Below are 20,130 nucleotides of genomic sequence, written 5' to 3' on the forward strand. Positions count from 1 at the left end.
GCACAATTTAAGTTGGAGGGAAAACGTGAGCGAAGTTATCCGAGGTGTTTAAAAGCGTCTAAAAATCGATATCCAGTGGCGAAAAGTAAATATGCCGTTCACCTTAAGTGAACGGCATTACGCTTTCAGTGGGATTTTTTTTAATTAAAAAATAAGCTCACTTTGCTTGTCGAGTAAAGTGATATGATGCTTTCTATAAATAAATACTTATTACATTGGAATAGTGATGGGACAATTTTTCGAAAAGCAGTTAATAATTCAAAAGAATGGCTTCACATTAATTGAATTAGTGGCGATTCTCGTTATTCTTGGTGTATTGATGGTGATTGCGATACCTAAACTCACTGACCAATCCAGTTTCGAAGATTTCACTATCCAAGACCAATTAATTTCGCGGTTAAAATTGGTGCAATTACAAGCCATGAATACTCCCCCTTTTGACAATGCAGCAGAAAGCAATAATATGTGTCATTGGTTAGTGGTAAAACCGGATTGTTTTTATAATGAAAGCACAGCACAAATAAACGGAAAGTGTAACCTCCCTCAAGCAACCAATGTTTGTGTTAATAATGAATACAACCAATACAATCAAGTTTCTTTTACAGAAGGACTTTTGGATACTGCTGAGTATCGTTTCGATAATGATGGTTTAATTCATAACATTTATGGGTCTACATCTATTAATATCAATGGGCAGAATAAGCTAAGTATCAACATTGAGTCGGAGGGGTATATCCATGGCAGCGTTGAGCAATAAAGGATTTACTTTAATTGAATTAGTTGTTGGAATGGCTGTGTTAGCCATTGCGATGATGCTAATGAGCGTTATGTTTGTTTCACAAAGTAAACAGAGCTTAACTCCTTTACATCAATTACGCGCCGCTCAATTTGCAGAGGCTATTTTACAACAAGCCCTTTCTTCCTCTTACGATAAAATAAATAATGATCAACAAACCTTTAATGATATTGAAGATTTTATAACAAATGATTTTGAACCTATTTTTAATTATGAAAATATTTTAGGAGAGGGCTTACCTAAACAATATGACAACTATCAAGTAAATATTGCTGTACTTGAATTCTTAAATACAGATATTCAACAAAAAATGAAACGTATCGATGTCACTATAAAAACACCTGGTGATGACAAAATTGTATTCTCAGCATTGAAAGGCCGTTATTAAATGAAGTTGAGGGATACTTTGAATAAAGGTTTTAGCCTAATTGAATTAGTTATCGTGATCATGATTTTATCTGTACTTGGTATCATGACAAGCAGTTATATTAAAACTGGTGTCGAACTCTATACTCATAAGGTTAATCTTGATAAGTCGATAAGTAGCGTTCGCTTTGTAATGGAACGACTACGCAGAGAAGTCAGCAATGCATTGCCCAATAGCTTAGTCCTTAAAAATAACTGCTTAACTTTCACACCTGTTATTAACTCTTCATTCTATGATGATCATTTTCCAATTTACCCTCAAGTTGCTGACCATGGTTTTATTGCTCCTATTAACCAAGAACTTAAAGGCACCAAAGCCGTTATCAATTTATTAACGCTAGAAGAGTTATTAACTGAGAGCAATAAAATTCAAACAGTAAGCCATTATGATTTAAATTCTGGGGAGCTTACTTTTAACAACAGCGTAAGCTTTCCAGCGCCATCAATGATTAAGCGCATTTATTTTATTAAAGATAACATCAGCTATTGTTTCAATGATTCAAAACTATATAAACGCACTAACAATAATGAAAATATTTTAATGGCTGAAAATATAACTGGAAAATTTGTTAATAAAGAAACAACTTCAAATGTGTTGCAAGTGACTTTCAATATGGAAATTGATGAACAGGAGGTGTTTGTTGAGCAAGTATTACGTATCAACAATAAACCATAAGCAAAGGTTGTTATCACCTAATAAACAAACTGGCGGCGTGTTAATCATTGCTATTTTTATTATTGTTGTGCTCTCTTTATTGGCCGCTAGCATGCTTAACCTTCAACAGACTTCTGCCAAGCAGGGGATTTATGATGTTTACGCAACACGTGCTTCTTTTGCGGCTTATTCTGCAAATGAAGTTGCAATGCTTACTGTATTTAAGAATAAAAAAAATACCGAAGAGGCGTCTATTTGTTTAGGCGAAATGGAAAAGGTACCCGTTGTCTTACCACAAAAAATATCTGGCTTTGCAAACTGTCAGGCTTACTACACTTGCCAACTGACGGATTCAAAAGTAGGTCATGTTTACACGCTTGTTAGTGCTGCGTTTTGTGCGGATAAAGAAATGAAGATTTATCGAGAGGTGACAACTAAGGTGATGCGCTAAAAACATCACCATTTATTGTTGGGTAACTTTCTCTATTAGATAACTGTTGCATTAAATTGGCCTTTTTCTAAGGTCACTTCAACGGTTTCTCCTACTGTTAATTCTGCTGCGTTAGTGCTTACTTTTCCTTTTTCATCTTTCACAATGGCGTAACCACGGGCTAACGTCGCTAATGGGCTAAAAGCATTGAGTTGTTGTATTTGATGTTGCAGGCTTTGTTCTGAGTGATTCAGACTTGCTAACATTGCTTGCGTTAAACGATATTTTAATTGTTGTTGCTTTTGCCTTTCAATGTCAATTTTATGAGCAGGGCTGGCTTGCGCCAATCTATTACTTAATTGATTAGTTAAGCTTTGTTGCTGTTGAAGTTTTTGATGCATTGCATGTTGTAAGCGCAAACTTATTTCATCAAGGTGCTGGGTTTGTTGCTGCAATTTATGCTTTGGATCGTGTTGCAAGAGTGTTTGTTTCAATACACTTTGACGATGAGCCTTATGCTGCAATGTGCTCAACATTGCTTGTTTTAAACGTGTCACTAAAGTAGTTAATTGCGTCGATACAAAGGTTTTGTGTTGGCTAACTAATTCTGCAGCGGCAGAAGGTGTTGCAGCTCTTAAGTCTGCAACAAAATCACTGATGGTGACATCTATCTCATGACCGACAGCACTGATCACGGGCAATTGGCTGTGATAAATAGCGTAAGCCACTTCAACTTCATTAAAGCACCATAGATCTTCTAACGAGCCGCCACCACGACCTACAATCAATACGTCACATTCATTTCTCGCATTGGCTAACGCTATTTGTGATGCCACTGAAAGTGCGCTGCCCTTGCCTTGTACTTGGCTTGGGTAAATAATGACTTGTAAACGAGGATCACGCCGTTGTAGCACACTGAGCATGTCATGTAATGCGGCACCTGTTGAAGAGGTGATCACACCAACACGTTTAATAATTTCAGGAAGTGGTTTTTTAAGCGCTTCAGAAAATAATCCTTCAGCTGCAAGTTGGCACTTTAACGCTTCAAATTGTTGCTTTAATAAACCATCACCTTCTGGTGCCATGGTTTCAACAATCAACTGATAATCGCCACGCGCTTCATATAAACTTAATTTTCCGCGCACTAATACTTGTTGGCCATGTTTCGGTGTGAAACCTGCTCGGCTGTTATTGCCACGAAACATGGCACATTTTATTTGTGCACTATGGTCTTTTAAAGTGAAGTACCAATGGCCAGAAACCGCGATGGTTAAGTTGGATATTTCACCGGATAACCAAATCACACCTAAACTCGTTTCTAATAAGGATTTTGCAGCTCGATTAAGTGAACTTACACTGTATATATTTTTATTTTGACTCGCCATAGCTGCAGTTTTTACCAATTAAATGAGGAACTAAATATTAACACAGTAAAAACTCAGTATAAAAACATAAATTGTATTGTACTTATCCTCCAGAACGATTAAAATCCCACCGCAATATCATACCCAAGCTATTTTGGGTATATTCAAAATACTCCCAACTATAAGTGAGATATTGCAATGCTAAGAATCGCAAAAGATGCGTTAACATTTGACGACGTTTTATTAGTACCAGCTCATTCGACTGTACTACCTAATACTGCTGATCTAAAAACCCAATTAACAAAAAATATTTCGTTGAATATCCCTGTGGTATCTGCTGCGATGGATACAGTAACAGAAGCGCGTTTTGCTATTGCTTTGGCTCAAGAAGGCGGCATCGGTTTTATCCATAAAAACATGTCTATTGAAGTGCAAGCTGAACAAGTTCGTTTAGTAAAAATTCATGAAAGTGGTGTAGTTGCAACGCCAGTAACTGTTTCTCCTACAACGACCTTAGGTCAAATCAAAGAATTGACTATCAAGCATGGTTTTGCTGGTTATCCTGTTGTTGAAGCTTCAGGTGAGTTAGTTGGTATTATTACTGGTCGTGATGTGTTATTCGAAACGGATATGACTAAACCTGTATCTACTGTAATGACTGGCAAAGCAGATCTTGTGACTGCAAAATCAAATACGCCTCGTGATGAAATTGAAGCATTAATGCATAAACACCGCATTGAAAAAGTATTGTTAACTGATGATAACTTTAAGCTTAAAGGGATGATCACTGTTAAAGATTTCCGTAAAGCAGAGCGTAAACCTAACGCATGTAAAGATGAACTAGGTCGCTTACGTGTTGGTGCCGCTGTTGGTGCAAGTGCAGGAAATGAAGAACGTATCGATGCCTTAGTTGAAGCTGGACTTGATGTATTATTAATTGACTCATCACATGGCCACTCTCAAGGTGTTTTAGATCGTATTAAAGCGACACGTGCAGCTTACCCTAATCTAGATATTATTGGCGGAAACGTTGCTACTGGCGACGGTGCTAAGGCATTAGTTGCTGCAGGTTGTAGCGCGGTTAAAGTGGGTATTGGCCCTGGTTCAATTTGTACTACGCGTATTGTTACGGGCGTAGGTGTTCCACAAATTACCGCAATTTCTGATGCTGTTGATGCATTAGAAGGGACTGGCATTCCGGTTATCGCTGACGGCGGTATTCGTTTCTCTGGCGATATTGCTAAAGCGTTAGCAGCTGGCGCATCATGTGTCATGATGGGGAGTATGTTTGCTGGAACTGAAGAATCTCCGGGTGAAATTATTTTATTCCAAGGGCGTTCTTATAAATCATACCGTGGTATGGGCTCTCTAGGTGCTATGTCTCAAGGCTCATCTGATCGTTATTTCCAATCAGATAACGCGGCAGACAAATTAGTACCTGAAGGTATTGAAGGTCGTGTTGCTTATAAAGGTAAAGTGAAAGAAATTATCCATCAACAAATGGGTGGTGTTCGTTCTTCTATGGGTTTAACAGGTTGTGCAACGATTAAAGAAATGAATACAAAAGCCATGTTCGTCAAAATTACTAGTGCGGGTATGGGTGAGAGTCATGTACATGATGTTGCTATCACTAAAGAAGCGCCAAATTACCGTAGTGGCGGTTAATTAATTAGGTTATTTTAAAAGTGATTTACTTTATTATTTTATTTAATACCGTAACTCCCTAATAAATAACACTTAAATTAAGCTTTATAAAATATAAAATAAAAGACGATTTAGATCGTCTTTTATTCTTTTTTAGACAAAATAATAAAAGAAAGTTAAAGGATAGAATAATGAGTAAGAACATTCATGAACAGCGTATTCTAATATTGGATTTTGGCTCTCAATACACTCAGTTAATTGCACGTCGAATTCGTGAAATAGGTGTTTATTGTGAGCTATGGAGCTGGGATGTTAATGAAGAAGACATTAAAGAATTTAATCCTAACGGTATCATTTTAGCTGGTGGACCTGAAAGTGTTATTGCTGAAGGCTCTCCGCGCGCTCCTGAATATGTGTTTACTGCAGGTATTCCTGTTTTAGGTATTTGTTACGGAATGCAAACTATGTCTCACCAATTAGGTGGCGCGGTTATTAAAGGTGAAGGTGAAGGTGAATTTGGTTATGCACAAGTTGAAGTGCAAGCTGAATCTGCTTTTTTCAAATCTATTCAAGATGCTGTATCAGATCAAGGCAAGCCACTGTTAGATGTTTGGATGAGTCACGGTGATAAAGTGTCTGCTATTCCTGCTGATTTTGTGACTGTTGCTAATACTGCGACTTGTCAGTTTGCTGCTATTGCTAATGAAGAAAAGCGTTTTTATGGTGTGCAGTTCCATCCTGAAGTAACACATACTCACCAAGGTGAAGCTATGTTACGTAACTTCGTTGTTGATATTTGTGGCTGTGAAACATTATGGACTCCTGCATCAATTATCGATGATGCTGTTGCTCGTATGAAAGAACAAGTCGGTGATGATGAAGTTATCTTAGGGCTTTCTGGTGGTGTTGACTCTTCTGTTGTTGCGATGCTATTACAACGCGCGATTGGTAATAAATTAACTTGTGTATTTGTTGATAACGGTTTGTTACGTTTAAACGAAGGTGCACAAGTGATGGAAATGTTTGGTGAGAAATTTGGGTTAAACATTATCCATGTGAATGCTGAGCATCGTTTCCTTGAGCAAATGGCTGGAGAAAGTGATCCAGAAACTAAACGTAAAATCATTGGCCGTGTATTTGTTGAGATTTTTGATGAGGAATCTAAGAAATTAGCAAATGCAAAATGGTTAGCACAGGGAACTATTTATCCTGATGTTATTGAATCTGCCGCTTCTAAAAACGGTAAAGCGCATGTGATTAAATCTCACCATAACGTAGGTGGTTTACCTGATGATATGGCAATGGGATTAGTTGAGCCTTTACGTGAGTTATTTAAAGATGAAGTACGTAAAATTGGTTTAGAATTAGGTCTTCCTTACGATATGCTTTATCGTCATCCTTTCCCTGGTCCAGGTTTAGGCGTACGTGTTTTAGGTGAAGTGAAAAAAGAATACTGTGATTTATTGCGCCGTGCTGATGCGATCTTTATTGAAGAATTACATAAAGCGGATCTATACCATAAAGTAAGCCAAGCATTTGTTGTGTTCTTACCGGTTCGCTCTGTAGGCGTAATGGGTGACTGCCGTAAATATGACTGGGTTGTGTCACTGCGTTGCGTTGAAACAATCGACTTTATGACAGCACGTTGGTCGCATCTTCCATATGATTTAATTGGACATGTTTCAAATCGAATCATTAATGAAATTGATGGAATTTCTCGTGTTGTTTACGATGTATCAGGTAAACCACCTGCTACTATCGAATGGGAATAAACATTAACATTTAATTGTTAAACATCTAAGGTGGCTTTTTAGCCACCTTTTTTATAGGCTTTATAAATACAAATAACACTATTAAGGAAGTCTTGTGATCAACTCCGATGGAATATTAGATAGCGCTATTTATATCGAAAGTCCTTTCTATAATCAAAGACCCCAAGGTACTGAGATTAACCTATTAGTTATTCATTGCATTAGTTTGCCTGAAGGGCAGTTTGGGACTGAGCATATTCAAAACCTGTTTACAGGAAAGTTAGATTGTTGTGCTGACCCTAGTTTCGCTTGTTTACAAGGATTGGAAGTTTCTGCTCATTGTGTGATTCGAAGAGATGGTATTGTCGAACAATATGTTCCCTTTCACGAACGTGCATGGCATGCTGGCGTGTCTTCTTTTGAAGGTCGTGAAGGGTGTAATGACTTTTCTATTGGTATTGAATTGGAAGGTACTGATTGCAGTGAATATACGGACCTTCAATATCAAGCATTAGTTAATACAACACAACAAATACAAGTTAACTACCCCTCTATTACTTTGCCTCGCATTGTTGGGCATAGTGATATTGCTCCGGGAAGAAAAACTGACCCTGGTAGTGGATTTGATTGGGAAAGGTATTTTTCGAAATTAGCTTAATGGAAGTGAATCATTTTACTTATCCCTCCTTGTTGCAGAGGGATAAGTTTATAGCGCTTTATGGCTTCAAATTAAATAACAAATTGTTTAACTTGTTTGTCTATCGCTCGTCCTATTGTCGTTAGCTTTTCACTATTAATAGCGGTTTGGCTAGCTGTATTAGAGGTTTCATCGGTAGCATCTGAAATATTTATTATATTGCGAGTAATTTCTTCTGTTACATTTGTCTGCTCCTCTGAAGCTGTGGCTATTTGTAGATTCATATCCGATATACGTGTTATAGCTTGTGATATACGCGTTAAGGATTGACCGGCTTCAGCTGCTTTTTCAACACTATCTTCACTGGTGTTTTTACTTTCAATCATTGCATTCACAGCACGTTTAGCACCAGATTGAAGACTCGCTATTTTAGCATTAATAACTTCTGTGCTTTCTTGAGTTTTGCCTGCTAAATTACGTACTTCATCTGCAACAACGGCAAATCCACGGCCTTGCTCTCCTGCTCTTGCTGCTTCAATGGCGGCATTTAAGGCCAGTAGATTTGTTTGGTCTGCAATGCTTATAATTTCTGCTAGCACTGAACTAATACCATCAACTTCAGTTTCGAGCTCGACAATGACTTCTTCTGCATCTTGAAGTTTGCTTGCCAGTCCTTGAATTGATTTAATCGCAACATTTACAACTTCTGTGACGACGGCGCCTTCACTATCTGCTTCTTGTGCTGCATTGGATGCATTTTGCGCATTACTTGCTATTTCATTTGCTGCTGAAGACATTTCAGCAACGGCTGTTGCGACCTGATCTGTTTCATTTCGCTGTTTCTCCATTTGTTGACTGCTTTCATGAGAGCTGTCATTAATTTGCTCAGCAATATCGTTCATTTCAGTGGATTGTTGTTTAAACTTTGTCATCATTTCATGGATATGTTGTATGAAAGTATTAACATGTTTAGCTGGTTGATTAATCTCATCATTACCATTAACAGTTAAACGATGTGTTAAGTCACCATTTCCTTGAGACAGGTCAGATAAAGCGATACGTAATAAATGAAGAGGGCGCATCAATATTTTTAACTGTATCATTATTAATATTATAGAGGCGATGAGTCCTACTAATGTACATAATATAGAATCTCTTTTCATTTTGTTAAGAGCGGCAAAAGCAAGTCCTTCATCTATCTCAACAGCCAAACTCCAGTTAATAGATTGCACACCTTCTATTGGGTAAAAACCTAATAGTTTAGTCTGCTCGCCCACTTTAACTTTGCTTAGCTCCTTTTTAAGTTGGATATCATTGTTATTGTAGATGTCACTAATATTTTTTTCATTAAGCTCTGGATTTGTATGGGCAAGTATATTGCCTGCACTATCAACTAAATAAGCATTACCTATGCCTGAAAAGTCGATACTTTTTAATATATTCGCGATATAAGTCAGTGTTAAGTCTCCAGCAGCAACGCCAATAAATTTATTGGATTTAGTAATGGGAGCTGTTGTTGAAATAAGTAGGGCTCCACTTGTTGCATCGATATAAGGAGAGGTAAAAGAGACTGAATTTGTAGATTTTGTTTTTTGATACCAAGGACGTTTTCGAGGATCATAGTCTGAAGGTAATTGAATACTTGGATCATCCATTACCATAACCCCTTGCTCGTTTGCTACATAAACGGTACTAAATTCACTTGCTGAGCTTAGTAGAGCTAATGTCGAGCGGTCCATGTTAGGGGAAATGACATCAGCAGATTTAGCTGCAATTTTAATAATGTTTAATTGTGCATTAAGCCACTCTGTCATGTTGTGGGAAGCTGCTTCTGATGTTTCCTGTAAATTTTGACGTACTTGTTGGTTAAGGGTCGTTTTCATTGATTGGTAATTGATAAACGAAAGAACAATTAATGAGAGAGCGATAATGGAACTAGATGAAAGTATAATTTTTTGTGAAAAACCTAATTTAGACATATAAATTCCTTGATTATTATTTTTATTCTTTGAATTTAGTAAACTAGTGAAAGCATAATGCTTGTCCATATTATATCGATATTTTTTTATTTCATCTTACATATTTGTGAACTTTTCTTTTTACCTCTTATTAACAAAACCTAAATAAATGGTAATACCAATTATTTAGGTTTTGTTAGATTTTACAATAAATACTTTATTCGCCTATTTTAGGTTGATTTAGATCATAAAATTCTAGACATGAATTGTTAATTTTGTTAATTTCTATGCGCAATTATTAATTGGTAATACCACTTTACATTTGTTTCATTTAAAATGTATGGATAGAGCAGAACGTTTAACGGATTAAAGACTGTCATGACTTACGCAAAAATCAAACAACCTAAGCTTGCTGATGTGATTGAATCACAGATTGAAAGCATGATTTTAGAGGGGAGTTTAGAGCTGGGTGAAAAGCTATTACCAGAGCGTGAGTTGGCAAAACAGTTTGATGTGTCACGTCCTTCTTTACGAGAAGCGATTCAACGCTTGGAATCAAAAGGTTTACTAACTCGCCGTCAAGGTGGGGGAACTTACGTAAAAGAAGAATTACGTGAACAATTAACTGACCCTTTATTCGAATTATTAAACTCTCATCCTGAATCTAAATATGACTTATTAGAGTTTCGTCATGCTATCGAAGGATTCTCTGCTTATTATGCTGCATTACGTGGTACATCTGAAGATTTTAAAAAAATTAAAACAAGTTGCGAAGCTATTGATGCCGCGAATAAAACTGGTAACATTGAACTCGAAATTGAATCTGTCGTAGAATTTTATTTAGCAGTGATTGAAGCATCCCACAATGTGGTGTTTTTACACCTTGCTCGTGGTATTAAACCGCTACTACAGAAGAATATTTCGGATAACGTTAAGCAATTATACTTGTATCCTGAAGTGGCTAAAAAAATACATCTACATCGTTTACAATTGATCGATGCTATTTTGTCAAAACAGCCAATGAAGGCCAAAGAAGCTTCAGATCAACATCTTAATTATATTGAAGAAACTCGTTTGGTAATGTTACGTGAAGAAAGTGCCTTTACGCGCGATTTAGGGCGCTTTTAAAAAAACCGTTTTATAGTATGGCGGGTGCAGTGAATTTACTGTCGAACATACTTAAATAAATAACTATTTAGATTACTTATTGCCGCAATGGCATAACAAACGTGCTGCGAAGCAGGTAGTGGTTAATTTAAATAGTTATAACAACCATGCTTAACCTTCGGGTTAAGATTATCTAGTGATATAGAAGGAAAGTGTCATGACTGACATCCTAAATGATATTGATGCACAAGAAACTTCGGAATGGATTGATGCATTAACAACCATTCTTGAAGATGAGGGCTCTGAACGCGCTCAATTTATCCTTGAAAAAGTGATGGAGAAAGCACGTGTAGAAGGTGTTAACATGCCTACAGGCATTAACACTAACTATGTAAATACTATCCCAACAAGCCAGCAACCTGCTTACCCAGGTGATTTAAAGCTTGAGCAACGTATCCGTTCAATCATTCGCTGGAATGCGATCATGATTGTTATGCGTGCTTCTAAGAAAGATTTAGATCTTGGTGGCCATATGGCTTCATACCAATCTGCTGCTGCATTCTACGAAGTTTGTTTTAACCACTTCTTCCGTGCTTCAAATGAGACTGATGGTGGTGATTTAGTTTATTACCAAGGTCATATCTCTCCTGGTATTTATGCTCGTGCATTTGTTGAAGGTCGTTTAACGGCTGAACAACTAGATAACTTCCGTCAAGAAGTTGCTGGTAAAGGTTTACCTTCATACCCACATCCAAAATTATTGCCTGAATTCTGGCAGTTCCCAACAGTATCAATGGGTCTTGGTCCAATTACTTCTATTTACCAAGCACGTTTCTTAAAATACTTAGCGGGCCGTGGATTAAAAGATACAACAGCACAACGTGTTTACGCTTTCTTAGGTGATGGCGAAATGGATGAGCCAGAATCTCGTGGTTCTTTATCATTTGCAGCACGTGAAAAACTAGATAACTTATGTTTCCTAGTTAACTGTAACTTACAACGTCTAGATGGTCCTGTTGTTGGTAACGGTAGCATCATTCAAGAACTAGAAGGCCTATTTACAGGTGCTGGTTGGAATGTTGTTAAAGTTATCTGGGGTGGTAACTGGGATGCATTAATTGCAAAAGATACTTCAGGTAAATTATTGCAATTAATGGAAGAAACTGTTGATGGTGATTACCAAGCATTTAAATCAAAAGATGGTGCTTACGTACGTGAACATTTCTTTGGTAAATACCCGGAAACAGCTGCATTAGTAGCTGATATGACTGACGAAGAAATCTTCGCACTGAAACGTGGTGGTCATGATTCATCTAAATTGTATGCTGCATTTAAAAATGCTGAAGATACAATGGGTAAACCAACAGTAATCCTTGCTAAAACAGTTAAAGGTTACGGCATGGGTGCTGCCGCTGAGGGTAAAAATATTGCTCACGGCGTGAAGAAAATGAATGAAGAACACATTCAAAGTTTACGTGATCGTTTAGGTTTACAAGATCTAATCAGTAATGATAAAGCAGCTGAATTACCTTACTTAACGATTGATGCGGGTACTCCAGAATACGATTACCTACATGCTCGTCGTAAAGAATTACACGGTTACACGCCAAAACGTTTACCAAATTTCACTGAGAAACTACCTGTTCCTGCATTGGATAAGTTTGCGCCTCTTTTACAAGAGCAAAAACGTGAAATCTCTACAACGATGGCTTACGTTCGTATCTTAAACGTATTATTAAAAGATAAAGGTATCGGTAAAAATATCGTTCCAATTATCTGTGATGAAGCACGTACATTTGGTATGGAAGGTCTGTTCCGTCAAGTGGGTATTTACAACCCAGATGGTCAAGAATACACACCAGAAGATCGCGGCGTTGTTTCTTACTACAAAGAAGCATCATCAGGTCAAGTATTACAAGAAGGTATCAATGAGCTAGGCTCTATGGCGTCATGGGTAGCTGCAGCAACATCTTATAGCACCAATGATTTACCAATGATTCCATTCTACATCTACTACTCTATGTTTGGTTTCCAACGTATCGGTGACATGGCATGGTTAGCAGGTGACCAACAAGCACGTGGTTTCTTATTAGGTGCAACTGCTGGTCGTACTACACTAAATGGTGAAGGTCTACAGCACGAAGATGGTCACAGCCATATTCAAGCAAATACAATTCCAAACTGTATTTCTTATGACCCTACATTTGCTTACGAGCTAGCGGTTATTGTACAAGATGGTATTGAGCGCATGTATGGCGACAATCCAGAAAGCGTTTTCTATTACTTAACTGTAATGAATGAAAACTATGCAATGCCTGCAATGCCAGAAGGCGCTGAAGAAGGCATTCGTAAAGGTATTTACAAACTTCAATCTCATAAAGGTAAAAACAAAGTTCAACTATTGAGCTCTGGTACTATCATGAATGAAGTACGTAAAGCTGCTGAGATTCTAAGTGAAGAATACGGTGTAGCATCTGATGTGTTCTCTGTTACTTCATTCAATGAATTAACTCGTGACGGTCAAGATGTTGAACGTTACAACATGCTTAACCCTGAAGCAGAGCAAAAAACTGCGTACATTACTGATGTTTTAGGTAATGAACCAACAATTGCTGCGACGGATTACATGAAAAACTATGCAGAGCAAGTACGTGCATTTATCCCATCTGATACTTACAAAGTATTAGGTACAGACGGCTTTGGTCGTTCAGATAGTCGCGCAAATCTACGTCATCATTTTGAAGTAGATGCTAGTTATGTTGTTGTTGCTGCACTAAGCGAACTTGCTAAACGCGGTGATATTAAAACGTCTGTTGTAACTGAAGCGATTGCTAAGTTTAATATTGACGTTAACAAAACTAACCCTTTATTTGCGTAAATCAGTCTCGGCATTAGTAAGAACTAATGCCGACTTTTATTGATTAGGAAAATTATTATGTCTGAATTAAAAGAATTTTTACTACCTGATATTGGTGCTGATGCGGCTGATATTACTGAGATCTTAGTGTCTGTTGGCGATACGATTGCAGAAGACCAAGATGTATTAACTATCGAAGGCGATAAAGCTGCGATGGACGTACCTTCATCAGTTGCTGGTGTGGTTAAAGAAATTAAAGTAAATGTTGGTGATAGCGTAGCTGAAGGCCAACTTATCTTTATCATCGAAGCTGCCGGCTCAGCAGCTGCAGAAGCACCAGCGGCACCAGTTGCAGAAGCTGCTCCTGCAGTAGAAGCAGCACCTGCTACAGCGACTGCAGTTAAAGAAGTTTGTGTTCCTGATATCGGTGGTGATGAAGTTGAAGTGACTGACATCTTAGTTGCTGTTGGCGATACGATTGCTGAAGACCAAGATATTATTACAGTTGAAGGTGATAAAGCGTCAATGGACGTACCAGCTCCATTTGCTGGCGTAGTAAAAGAGATTAAAATTGCAACGGGAGATAAAGTATCTGAAGGTACTTTAATTCTAATCGTTGAAGCTGAAGGCGCTGCTCCTGCTGCACCAGCTGCTCCTGCAATAGAAGCTCCTAAAGCCGCTGCACCTGCTCCAGCGCCAGTTGCTGCTCCAGCAAAAGCTGAAGTTGTTGTAAATGGTTCAATTAAAGCATCGCCTTCTGTTCGTCGTATCGCTCGTGAATTCGATTTAGATTTAAACGTGATTGCTGCTACTGGTCCTAAAGGCCGTACAACAAAAGAAGACGTACAGAAATTTGTTAAAGCACAACTACAAATGGCTAAATCTGGTGGTGCTGGCGGCTTAGCTGTTGCAGCTTCGCCTAAAGTTGATTTTGCTAAATTTGGTGAAGTAGAAGTTAAAGAACTTTCTCGTATCCAAAAAATCTCTGGTCCTGCTCTTCACCGTAACTGGGTAACTATCCCACACGTTACACAATTTGACGAAGCAGATATCACTGAGCTAGAAGCGTTCCGTAAAGAGCAAAATGCAATTGCTGCTAAACAAGACCTTGGTGTTAAAATTAGCCCATTAGTATTTATGATCAAAGCGGTTGCTAAAGCATTAGAGCAATACCCTAACTTTAACTCTTCACTTTCTGAAGATGGCCAAAGCTTGATCCTTAAGAAATACTTCAATGTTGGTATCGCTGTTGATACGCCAAACGGCCTAGTTGTACCGGTTGTTAAAGACGTATTAAACAAAGGTATTTTTGATATTTGTCGTGAAATTGCTGAGATTTCTAAGAAAGCACGTGCAGGTAAATTAACAGCGAAAGATATGCAAGGCGGAAGTATGACAATTTCTAGTCTTGGCGGTATCGGTGGTACACAATTTACACCAATCGTTAATGCTCCTGAAGTTGCTATCTTAGGTGTGTCTAAATCAGCAATGAAACCACAATGGAATGGTAAAGAGTTTGAGCCACGCTTAATGGTTCCTCTTGCTCTTTCTTACGACCATCGTGTAATTGATGGTGCTGACGGTGCACGCTTTATCACTGCAATCAACAACTACTTATCTGATTTACGTACGTTGATCTTATAATTTTTGTTAACAGGTCGGCATTTGCCGACCATTTATTTTGCATTTATTTAACATTTGCTTAAAATGAACCTTCTATATAAGCGTTCATTTTTATTGAGGTCAACATGAGTAAAGAAATTAAAGCACAGGTTGTTGTATTAGGCTCTGGTCCTGCTGGATATTCAGCAGCATTCCGCGCAGCAGATTTAGGTCTAGAAACAGTATTAATTGAAAAATATGAAACGCTTGGTGGTGTATGTTTAAATGTAGGTTGTATCCCTTCTAAAGCACTACTACATGTATCTAAAGTAATTGAAGAAGCAAAAGCATTATCAGAGCACGGTGTATTATTTGGTGAACCGTCTACTGATATTGATAAAATTCGTATCTGGAAAGAAAAAGTTGTATCACAGCTAACTGGCGGCCTTCAAGGCATGGCTAAAATGCGTAAAGTGAAAACGGTAACAGGTTGGGGACGTTTTACTGGTCCAAATACAATCGAAGCAACAGATCGTGACGGTGAAATTACAACGGTTACTTTTGATAATGCGATTATCGCTGCAGGCTCTCGCCCAGTTAAACTTCCATTTATTCCACATGATGACCCACGTGTTTGGGATTCAACGGATGCATTAGAACTTAAATCAGTACCTAAGCGTTTACTTATTTTAGGCGGTGGTATCATCGGTCTAGAAATGGGTACAGTATACAAATCACTAGGTTCAGATGTAGATGTTGTTGAATTTGCTGATCAATTAGTGCCTGCTGCCGATAAAGATATCGTGCAAGTTTACACTAAGAAAGTAAAAGACAAATTCAACATTATGCTTGAGACTAAAGTAACTGCTGTTGAAGCAAAAGACGACGCATTATACGTTGCTTTTGAAGGTAAAAACGCACCTGAAGGTACTAAACCTTACGATGCAGTTTTAGTGGCTGTTGGTCGTGTACCAAATGGTTTTTCTGTTGATGCAGAAAAAGCAGGCATCTCTGTTACTGAACGTGGTTTCATTGAAGTTGATAAGCAAATGCATACTAACGTACCGCATATTCACGCTGTTGGTGATATTGTTGGTCAACCTATGCTTGCTCATAAAGGTGTGCATGAAGCGCATGTTGCAGCTGAAGTTATTGCTGGTAAGAAACACTTCTTTGACCCTAAAACTATCCCATCAATTGCTTACACAGAGCCAGAGATGGCATGGGTTGGTGTAACTGAGAAAGAAGCAAAAGAAAAAGGCCTAAACTACGAAAAATCAGTATTCCCTTGGGCAGCTTCTGGTCGTGCAATCGCATCTGATTGTTCAGATGGTATGACTAAGCTTATCTTTGATAAAGATACTCACCGTATTATTGGTGGCTCTGTTGTGGGTACTAACGCTGGTGAATTACTGGGCGAAATCGGCCTAGCAATTGAAATGGGTTGTGATGCAGAAGATATCGCATTAACTATCCATGCTCACCCAACATTGCATGAATCTGTTGGTTTAGCTGCTGAAGTTTACGAAGGTTCTATTACTGACCTTCCAAATGCAAAAGCTGTTAAACGTAAATAATAAACGTTTTTCACACTGCATATAAAAAAGCTTGTTACTGTTAAGGTAACAAGCTTTTTTTATACCTGAAATTTAGTAAAGACTGTTATTTACCTGCCGCTAAGACCGCCATTTTCTTCATTCTATGAATGTTTTAAAACTTTTAGGTGTAATACCATTCCTTAGCTATTGCGATTGAGTGCAGCGTAGAAAAACACGTTTTTAACGAGTAAGAATGTTCAAGTTATTAAGCTGAATGGTTTTAAATTGGTTTATTTGTAGATAGTTTGGTGTCAGGTAAGAGTTTAAAACAGAAGGGGGGTTGACGATTTTTAATCACTTAATTTTAAACGAAAAAAAGGTTATCAGTTTCAGGTATTAGTAAAAGTGCTTACTATGCTGAAAATGATAACCTCATATTTGAGAAGCTATGTTTATAGACTAATAAACCGTATTAGCCTATAAATGTCTATACCATTTTAACGGGTACAGAGGCTACAAACTTAGTGCTCATTTCTTCTGTAGGTGGAGTAAATCGCGTTAAGTCGATACCTTCTACGGCTGCTTTATATTCAGCGATAGTAGGGAAGCGACCAAGTACAGATGAAAGAACAACTAGAGGTGTTGAACCTAGTAGTGATTCACCTTTCTTCTCTGCAGTATCTGCTACAACACGGCCTTGGAATAAGCGTGTTGATGTTGCTAATACTGTATCACCTGGTTCAGCTTTTTCTTGGTTACCCATACATAAGTTACAACCAGGGCGTTCAAGGTACATGATGTTTTCGTATTTAGTACGTGCAGCACCTTTAGGGTTTGCATCATCAAATTCGAAACCAGAGTACTTGCGTAATATGTCCCAGTCGCCTTCTGCTTTAAGTTCATCAACAATGTTATAAGTTGGTGGAGCAACGACTAATGGCGCTTTAAACTCTACTTTTCCATTTTGTTTTTCAATGTTACGTAACATTTGAGCGATGATTTGCATATCACCTTTATGTACCATACAAGAACCAACAAAGGCTAGGTCTACTGATTTACCATCGTAGTATGAAACAGGGCGGATCACATCGTGCGTGTAACGCTTAGAAGCATCTTCATTGTTTACATCTGGATCGGCAATCATTGGTTGGTCGATAACGTCTAAATCAATCACAACTTCTGCATAATATTTAGCATTATCATCAGGAGAAAGTGCTGGATTAGCACCTGATTTAATATCGTTAATGCGTTTGTCTGCTAGAGCGATTAAACCGTTAAGTGTTTTTGCTTGGTTTTCCATACCCTTGTTGATCATTATTTGGATACGGCTCTTAGCAAGCTCAAGCGATTCAATTAATGTTTCATCGTTAGAAATACAGATTGAAGCTTTAGCTTTCATTTCTGCAGACCAGTCAGTGAATGTAAATGCTTGGTCGGCTAATAAAGTTCCGATGTGTACTTCAATGATACGGCCTTGGAATACATTCTCACCGTCGAATTGTTTAAGCATTTGCGCTTGAGTTGCATGTACAACATCGCGGAAATCCATGTGAGCTTGCATTTTACCTTTAAAAGTAACTTTAACCGAGTCAGGAATTGGCATTGCTGCTTCACCTGTTGCTAATGCGACAGCTACTGTACCTGAGTCAGCACCGAATGCGACACCTTTAGACATACGAGTATGGGAGTCACCACCAATGATAATTGCACGGTCATCAACAGTAATATCATTTAATACTTTATGAATAACGTCTGTCATCGCTGGATATTGACCTTTAGGGTCACGAGCGGTGATAAGACCAAATTTGTTCATAAAGCTCATTAGTTTAGGAATGTTAGCCTTCGCTTTGCTATCCCAAACCGATGCTGTATGACAACCTGACTGGTAAGCTCCATCAACTAAAGGAGAGATAGTTGAAGCAGCCATTGCTTCAAGTTCCTGACACGTCATAGGCCCCGTTGTATCTTGAGAACCAACAATATTTACTTTAACACGAACATCAGAACCTGCGTGTAATGGTGCGTCTGACAACACGCCAACAGCGTTATTGTTAAATATTTTTTCAACAGCAGTAAGGCCTTGGCCTTCATGTGAAATTTCTTTTGAAGGTGCATATACAAGTTTTGTTGGTACGCCTAGCGTCTCTGCCGCAAATGTTTGTAATTTCTTACCGAATGTTACCGCGTAAGAACCACCGGCTTTCATGAATTCCATTTTTTGTGGTGTAAATGCTGAAGAAACATCAACTAGCTCTTCATTGCCATTTAACAATTTTTTCGCGACTGTATCGATAGTTAATACCGTACCCGTTGCTACTGAATAAGCTTCTTCTAAGACTGCATCGCCATTTTCATCAACAATGGTGTTACCGTTAGCATCTACTTTCTTAACCCAGTTTTTAAGATCAAGACCAATACCGCCAGTTACATCAACCGTTGTTAAGAAAATTGGTGAAATACCGTTAGTACCTGCAACAACAGGCGCTATGTTAATAAAAGGAACATATGGACTTGCTTGTTTACCTGCCCAAAGCGCAACGTTGTTAACTCCTGACATACGTGAAGAACCAACGCCCATCGTACCTTTTTCAGCAATAAGCATTACTTTTGCTTCAGGATGTTTCGCTTGTAAGGCTTTAATTTCATTTTGAGCTTCTGGCGTAATCATACATTGGCCATGTAACTCACGGTCTGCACGTGAATGTGCTTGGTGACCTGGAGAAAGTAAATCGGTTGATATATCACCTTCACCAGCAATATAAGTGACTACTTCGATTTTTGCTGGAACGTCTGGTAATTTAGTGAAGAACTCTGCTTCAGCGTAGCTTTCAAGAAGCTCTTTAGCGATAGCATTACCTGCTTTGTAGGCGGCTTCAAGACGGCTTGTATCTGCGTCATATAAAAATACTTGTGTTTTTAATACTTTAGCTGCTGGAGCTGCAACTGATGCATCATCAGATAATGCGAGATCAAGTAGGGCAGCAATTGATGAGCCACCTTTCATATGAGATAACAATTCAAAAGCAAATGTTGGCGTGATCTCTGCAACAACAGATTCACCTAAAATGATTTCTTTTAAAAATGCAGATTTTGCACTTGCTGCGCTTGTTGTACCTGGTAGTGTGTTATAAATGAAAAAATTAAGCGAATCTTCGCGATACTCATTCTTTACATCTTTAATTTGAGCAATAATTTCAGATAATAATTCAGCACTATCAATTGGCAAAGGGGCCAATCCTAGTTGACTCTTACGATTTTCAATTTCTTTGATGTACTCTAAATATAGACTCATTTAAAACTCTCTCTAGCTCTAATGTGCTAATAACAATGTTATTAACAAGGGGGAAATTTAAACCTAGTTTACC

The 20,130-nt window shown here is 38.1% G+C and carries 14 protein-coding genes; 11 read left to right on the forward strand and 3 right to left on the reverse strand.

Annotated features, from left to right (window positions below; genetic code table 11):
- Positions 1–226: 226 nt before the first annotated feature.
- From E2R67_RS07335 to E2R67_RS07350, 4 genes are read left to right on the forward strand one after another with little or no spacing between them, the layout of a single operon-like run.
- The gene (locus E2R67_RS07335) at positions 227–757 is read left to right on the forward strand and encodes a pilus assembly FimT family protein (protein ID WP_134290276.1); all 531 of its coding nucleotides are present in this window, start codon (positions 227–229) and stop codon (positions 755–757) included.
- Positions 738–1,184, forward strand: coding sequence for a type IV pilus modification PilV family protein (locus E2R67_RS07340; RefSeq protein ID WP_134290277.1), 447 nt, complete (start codon positions 738–740; stop codon positions 1,182–1,184). The genes E2R67_RS07335 and E2R67_RS07340 overlap by 20 nt, the downstream gene beginning before the upstream one ends.
- Positions 1,185–1,898, forward strand: coding sequence for a PulJ/GspJ family protein (locus E2R67_RS07345; protein ID WP_134290278.1), 714 nt, complete (start codon positions 1,185–1,187; stop codon positions 1,896–1,898).
- On the forward strand, positions 1,864–2,328 hold the full coding sequence (locus E2R67_RS07350; RefSeq protein ID WP_134290279.1) for a hypothetical protein: 465 nt from the start codon (positions 1,864–1,866) through the stop codon (positions 2,326–2,328). The genes E2R67_RS07345 and E2R67_RS07350 overlap by 35 nt, the downstream gene beginning before the upstream one ends.
- A gap of 35 nt (positions 2,329–2,363) precedes the next feature.
- Here E2R67_RS07350 and xseA read toward each other — a convergent pair whose 3' ends face one another.
- Positions 2,364–3,692, reverse strand: a complete 1,329-nt coding sequence (gene xseA, locus E2R67_RS07355; protein ID WP_134290280.1) for an exodeoxyribonuclease VII large subunit — start codon at positions 3,690–3,692, stop codon at positions 2,364–2,366.
- 177 nt (positions 3,693–3,869) lie between these two features.
- Here xseA and guaB point away from each other — a divergent pair, with 177 nt between their 5' ends.
- From guaB to ampD, 3 genes are all read left to right on the forward strand, one after another.
- Positions 3,870–5,336, forward strand: a complete 1,467-nt coding sequence (guaB, locus tag E2R67_RS07360) for an IMP dehydrogenase (protein ID WP_134290281.1) — start codon at positions 3,870–3,872, stop codon at positions 5,334–5,336.
- Positions 5,337–5,506: 170 nt separating this feature from the next.
- Positions 5,507–7,087, forward strand: a complete 1,581-nt coding sequence (guaA, locus tag E2R67_RS07365) for a glutamine-hydrolyzing GMP synthase (RefSeq protein WP_134290282.1) — start codon at positions 5,507–5,509, stop codon at positions 7,085–7,087.
- A gap of 94 nt (positions 7,088–7,181) precedes the next feature.
- On the forward strand, positions 7,182–7,724 hold the full coding sequence (ampD, locus tag E2R67_RS07370; protein WP_134290283.1) for a 1,6-anhydro-N-acetylmuramyl-L-alanine amidase AmpD: 543 nt from the start codon (positions 7,182–7,184) through the stop codon (positions 7,722–7,724).
- 71 nt (positions 7,725–7,795) lie between these two features.
- Here the strand turns inward: ampD and E2R67_RS07375 are convergent, their stop codons facing one another.
- The gene (locus tag E2R67_RS07375; protein WP_166739338.1) at positions 7,796–9,682 is read right to left on the reverse strand and encodes a methyl-accepting chemotaxis protein; all 1,887 of its coding nucleotides are present in this window, start codon (positions 9,680–9,682) and stop codon (positions 7,796–7,798) included.
- A 357-nt stretch (positions 9,683–10,039) separates the two neighbouring features.
- Here E2R67_RS07375 and pdhR point away from each other — a divergent pair, with 357 nt between their 5' ends.
- From pdhR to lpdA, 4 genes are all read left to right on the forward strand, one after another.
- Positions 10,040–10,789 (forward strand): pyruvate dehydrogenase complex transcriptional repressor PdhR, encoded by a 750-nt coding sequence (gene pdhR / locus E2R67_RS07380; protein WP_134290285.1) that lies wholly within the window; start codon positions 10,040–10,042, stop codon positions 10,787–10,789.
- A 196-nt stretch (positions 10,790–10,985) separates the two neighbouring features.
- Positions 10,986–13,646 (forward strand): pyruvate dehydrogenase (acetyl-transferring), homodimeric type, encoded by a 2,661-nt coding sequence (aceE, locus tag E2R67_RS07385; protein WP_134290286.1) that lies wholly within the window; start codon positions 10,986–10,988, stop codon positions 13,644–13,646.
- A gap of 57 nt (positions 13,647–13,703) precedes the next feature.
- A complete protein-coding gene (gene aceF, locus E2R67_RS07390; RefSeq protein WP_134290287.1) occupies positions 13,704–15,269 on the forward strand; it encodes a dihydrolipoyllysine-residue acetyltransferase in 1,566 nt (521 codons plus the stop codon).
- Between the two features lie 104 nt (positions 15,270–15,373).
- Positions 15,374–16,804, forward strand: a complete 1,431-nt coding sequence (gene lpdA, locus E2R67_RS07395) for a dihydrolipoyl dehydrogenase (RefSeq protein WP_134290288.1) — start codon at positions 15,374–15,376, stop codon at positions 16,802–16,804.
- Between the two features lie 448 nt (positions 16,805–17,252).
- Here lpdA and E2R67_RS07400 read toward each other — a convergent pair whose 3' ends face one another.
- On the reverse strand, positions 17,253–20,057 hold the full coding sequence (locus E2R67_RS07400; RefSeq protein WP_134290289.1) for a bifunctional aconitate hydratase 2/2-methylisocitrate dehydratase: 2,805 nt from the start codon (positions 20,055–20,057) through the stop codon (positions 17,253–17,255).
- Positions 20,058–20,130 lie beyond the last annotated feature (73 nt).

Origin of the sequence: Psychromonas algicola (genome assembly GCF_004378355.1) — a bacterium.
Lineage (GTDB): Bacteria > Pseudomonadota > Gammaproteobacteria > Enterobacterales > Psychromonadaceae > Psychromonas.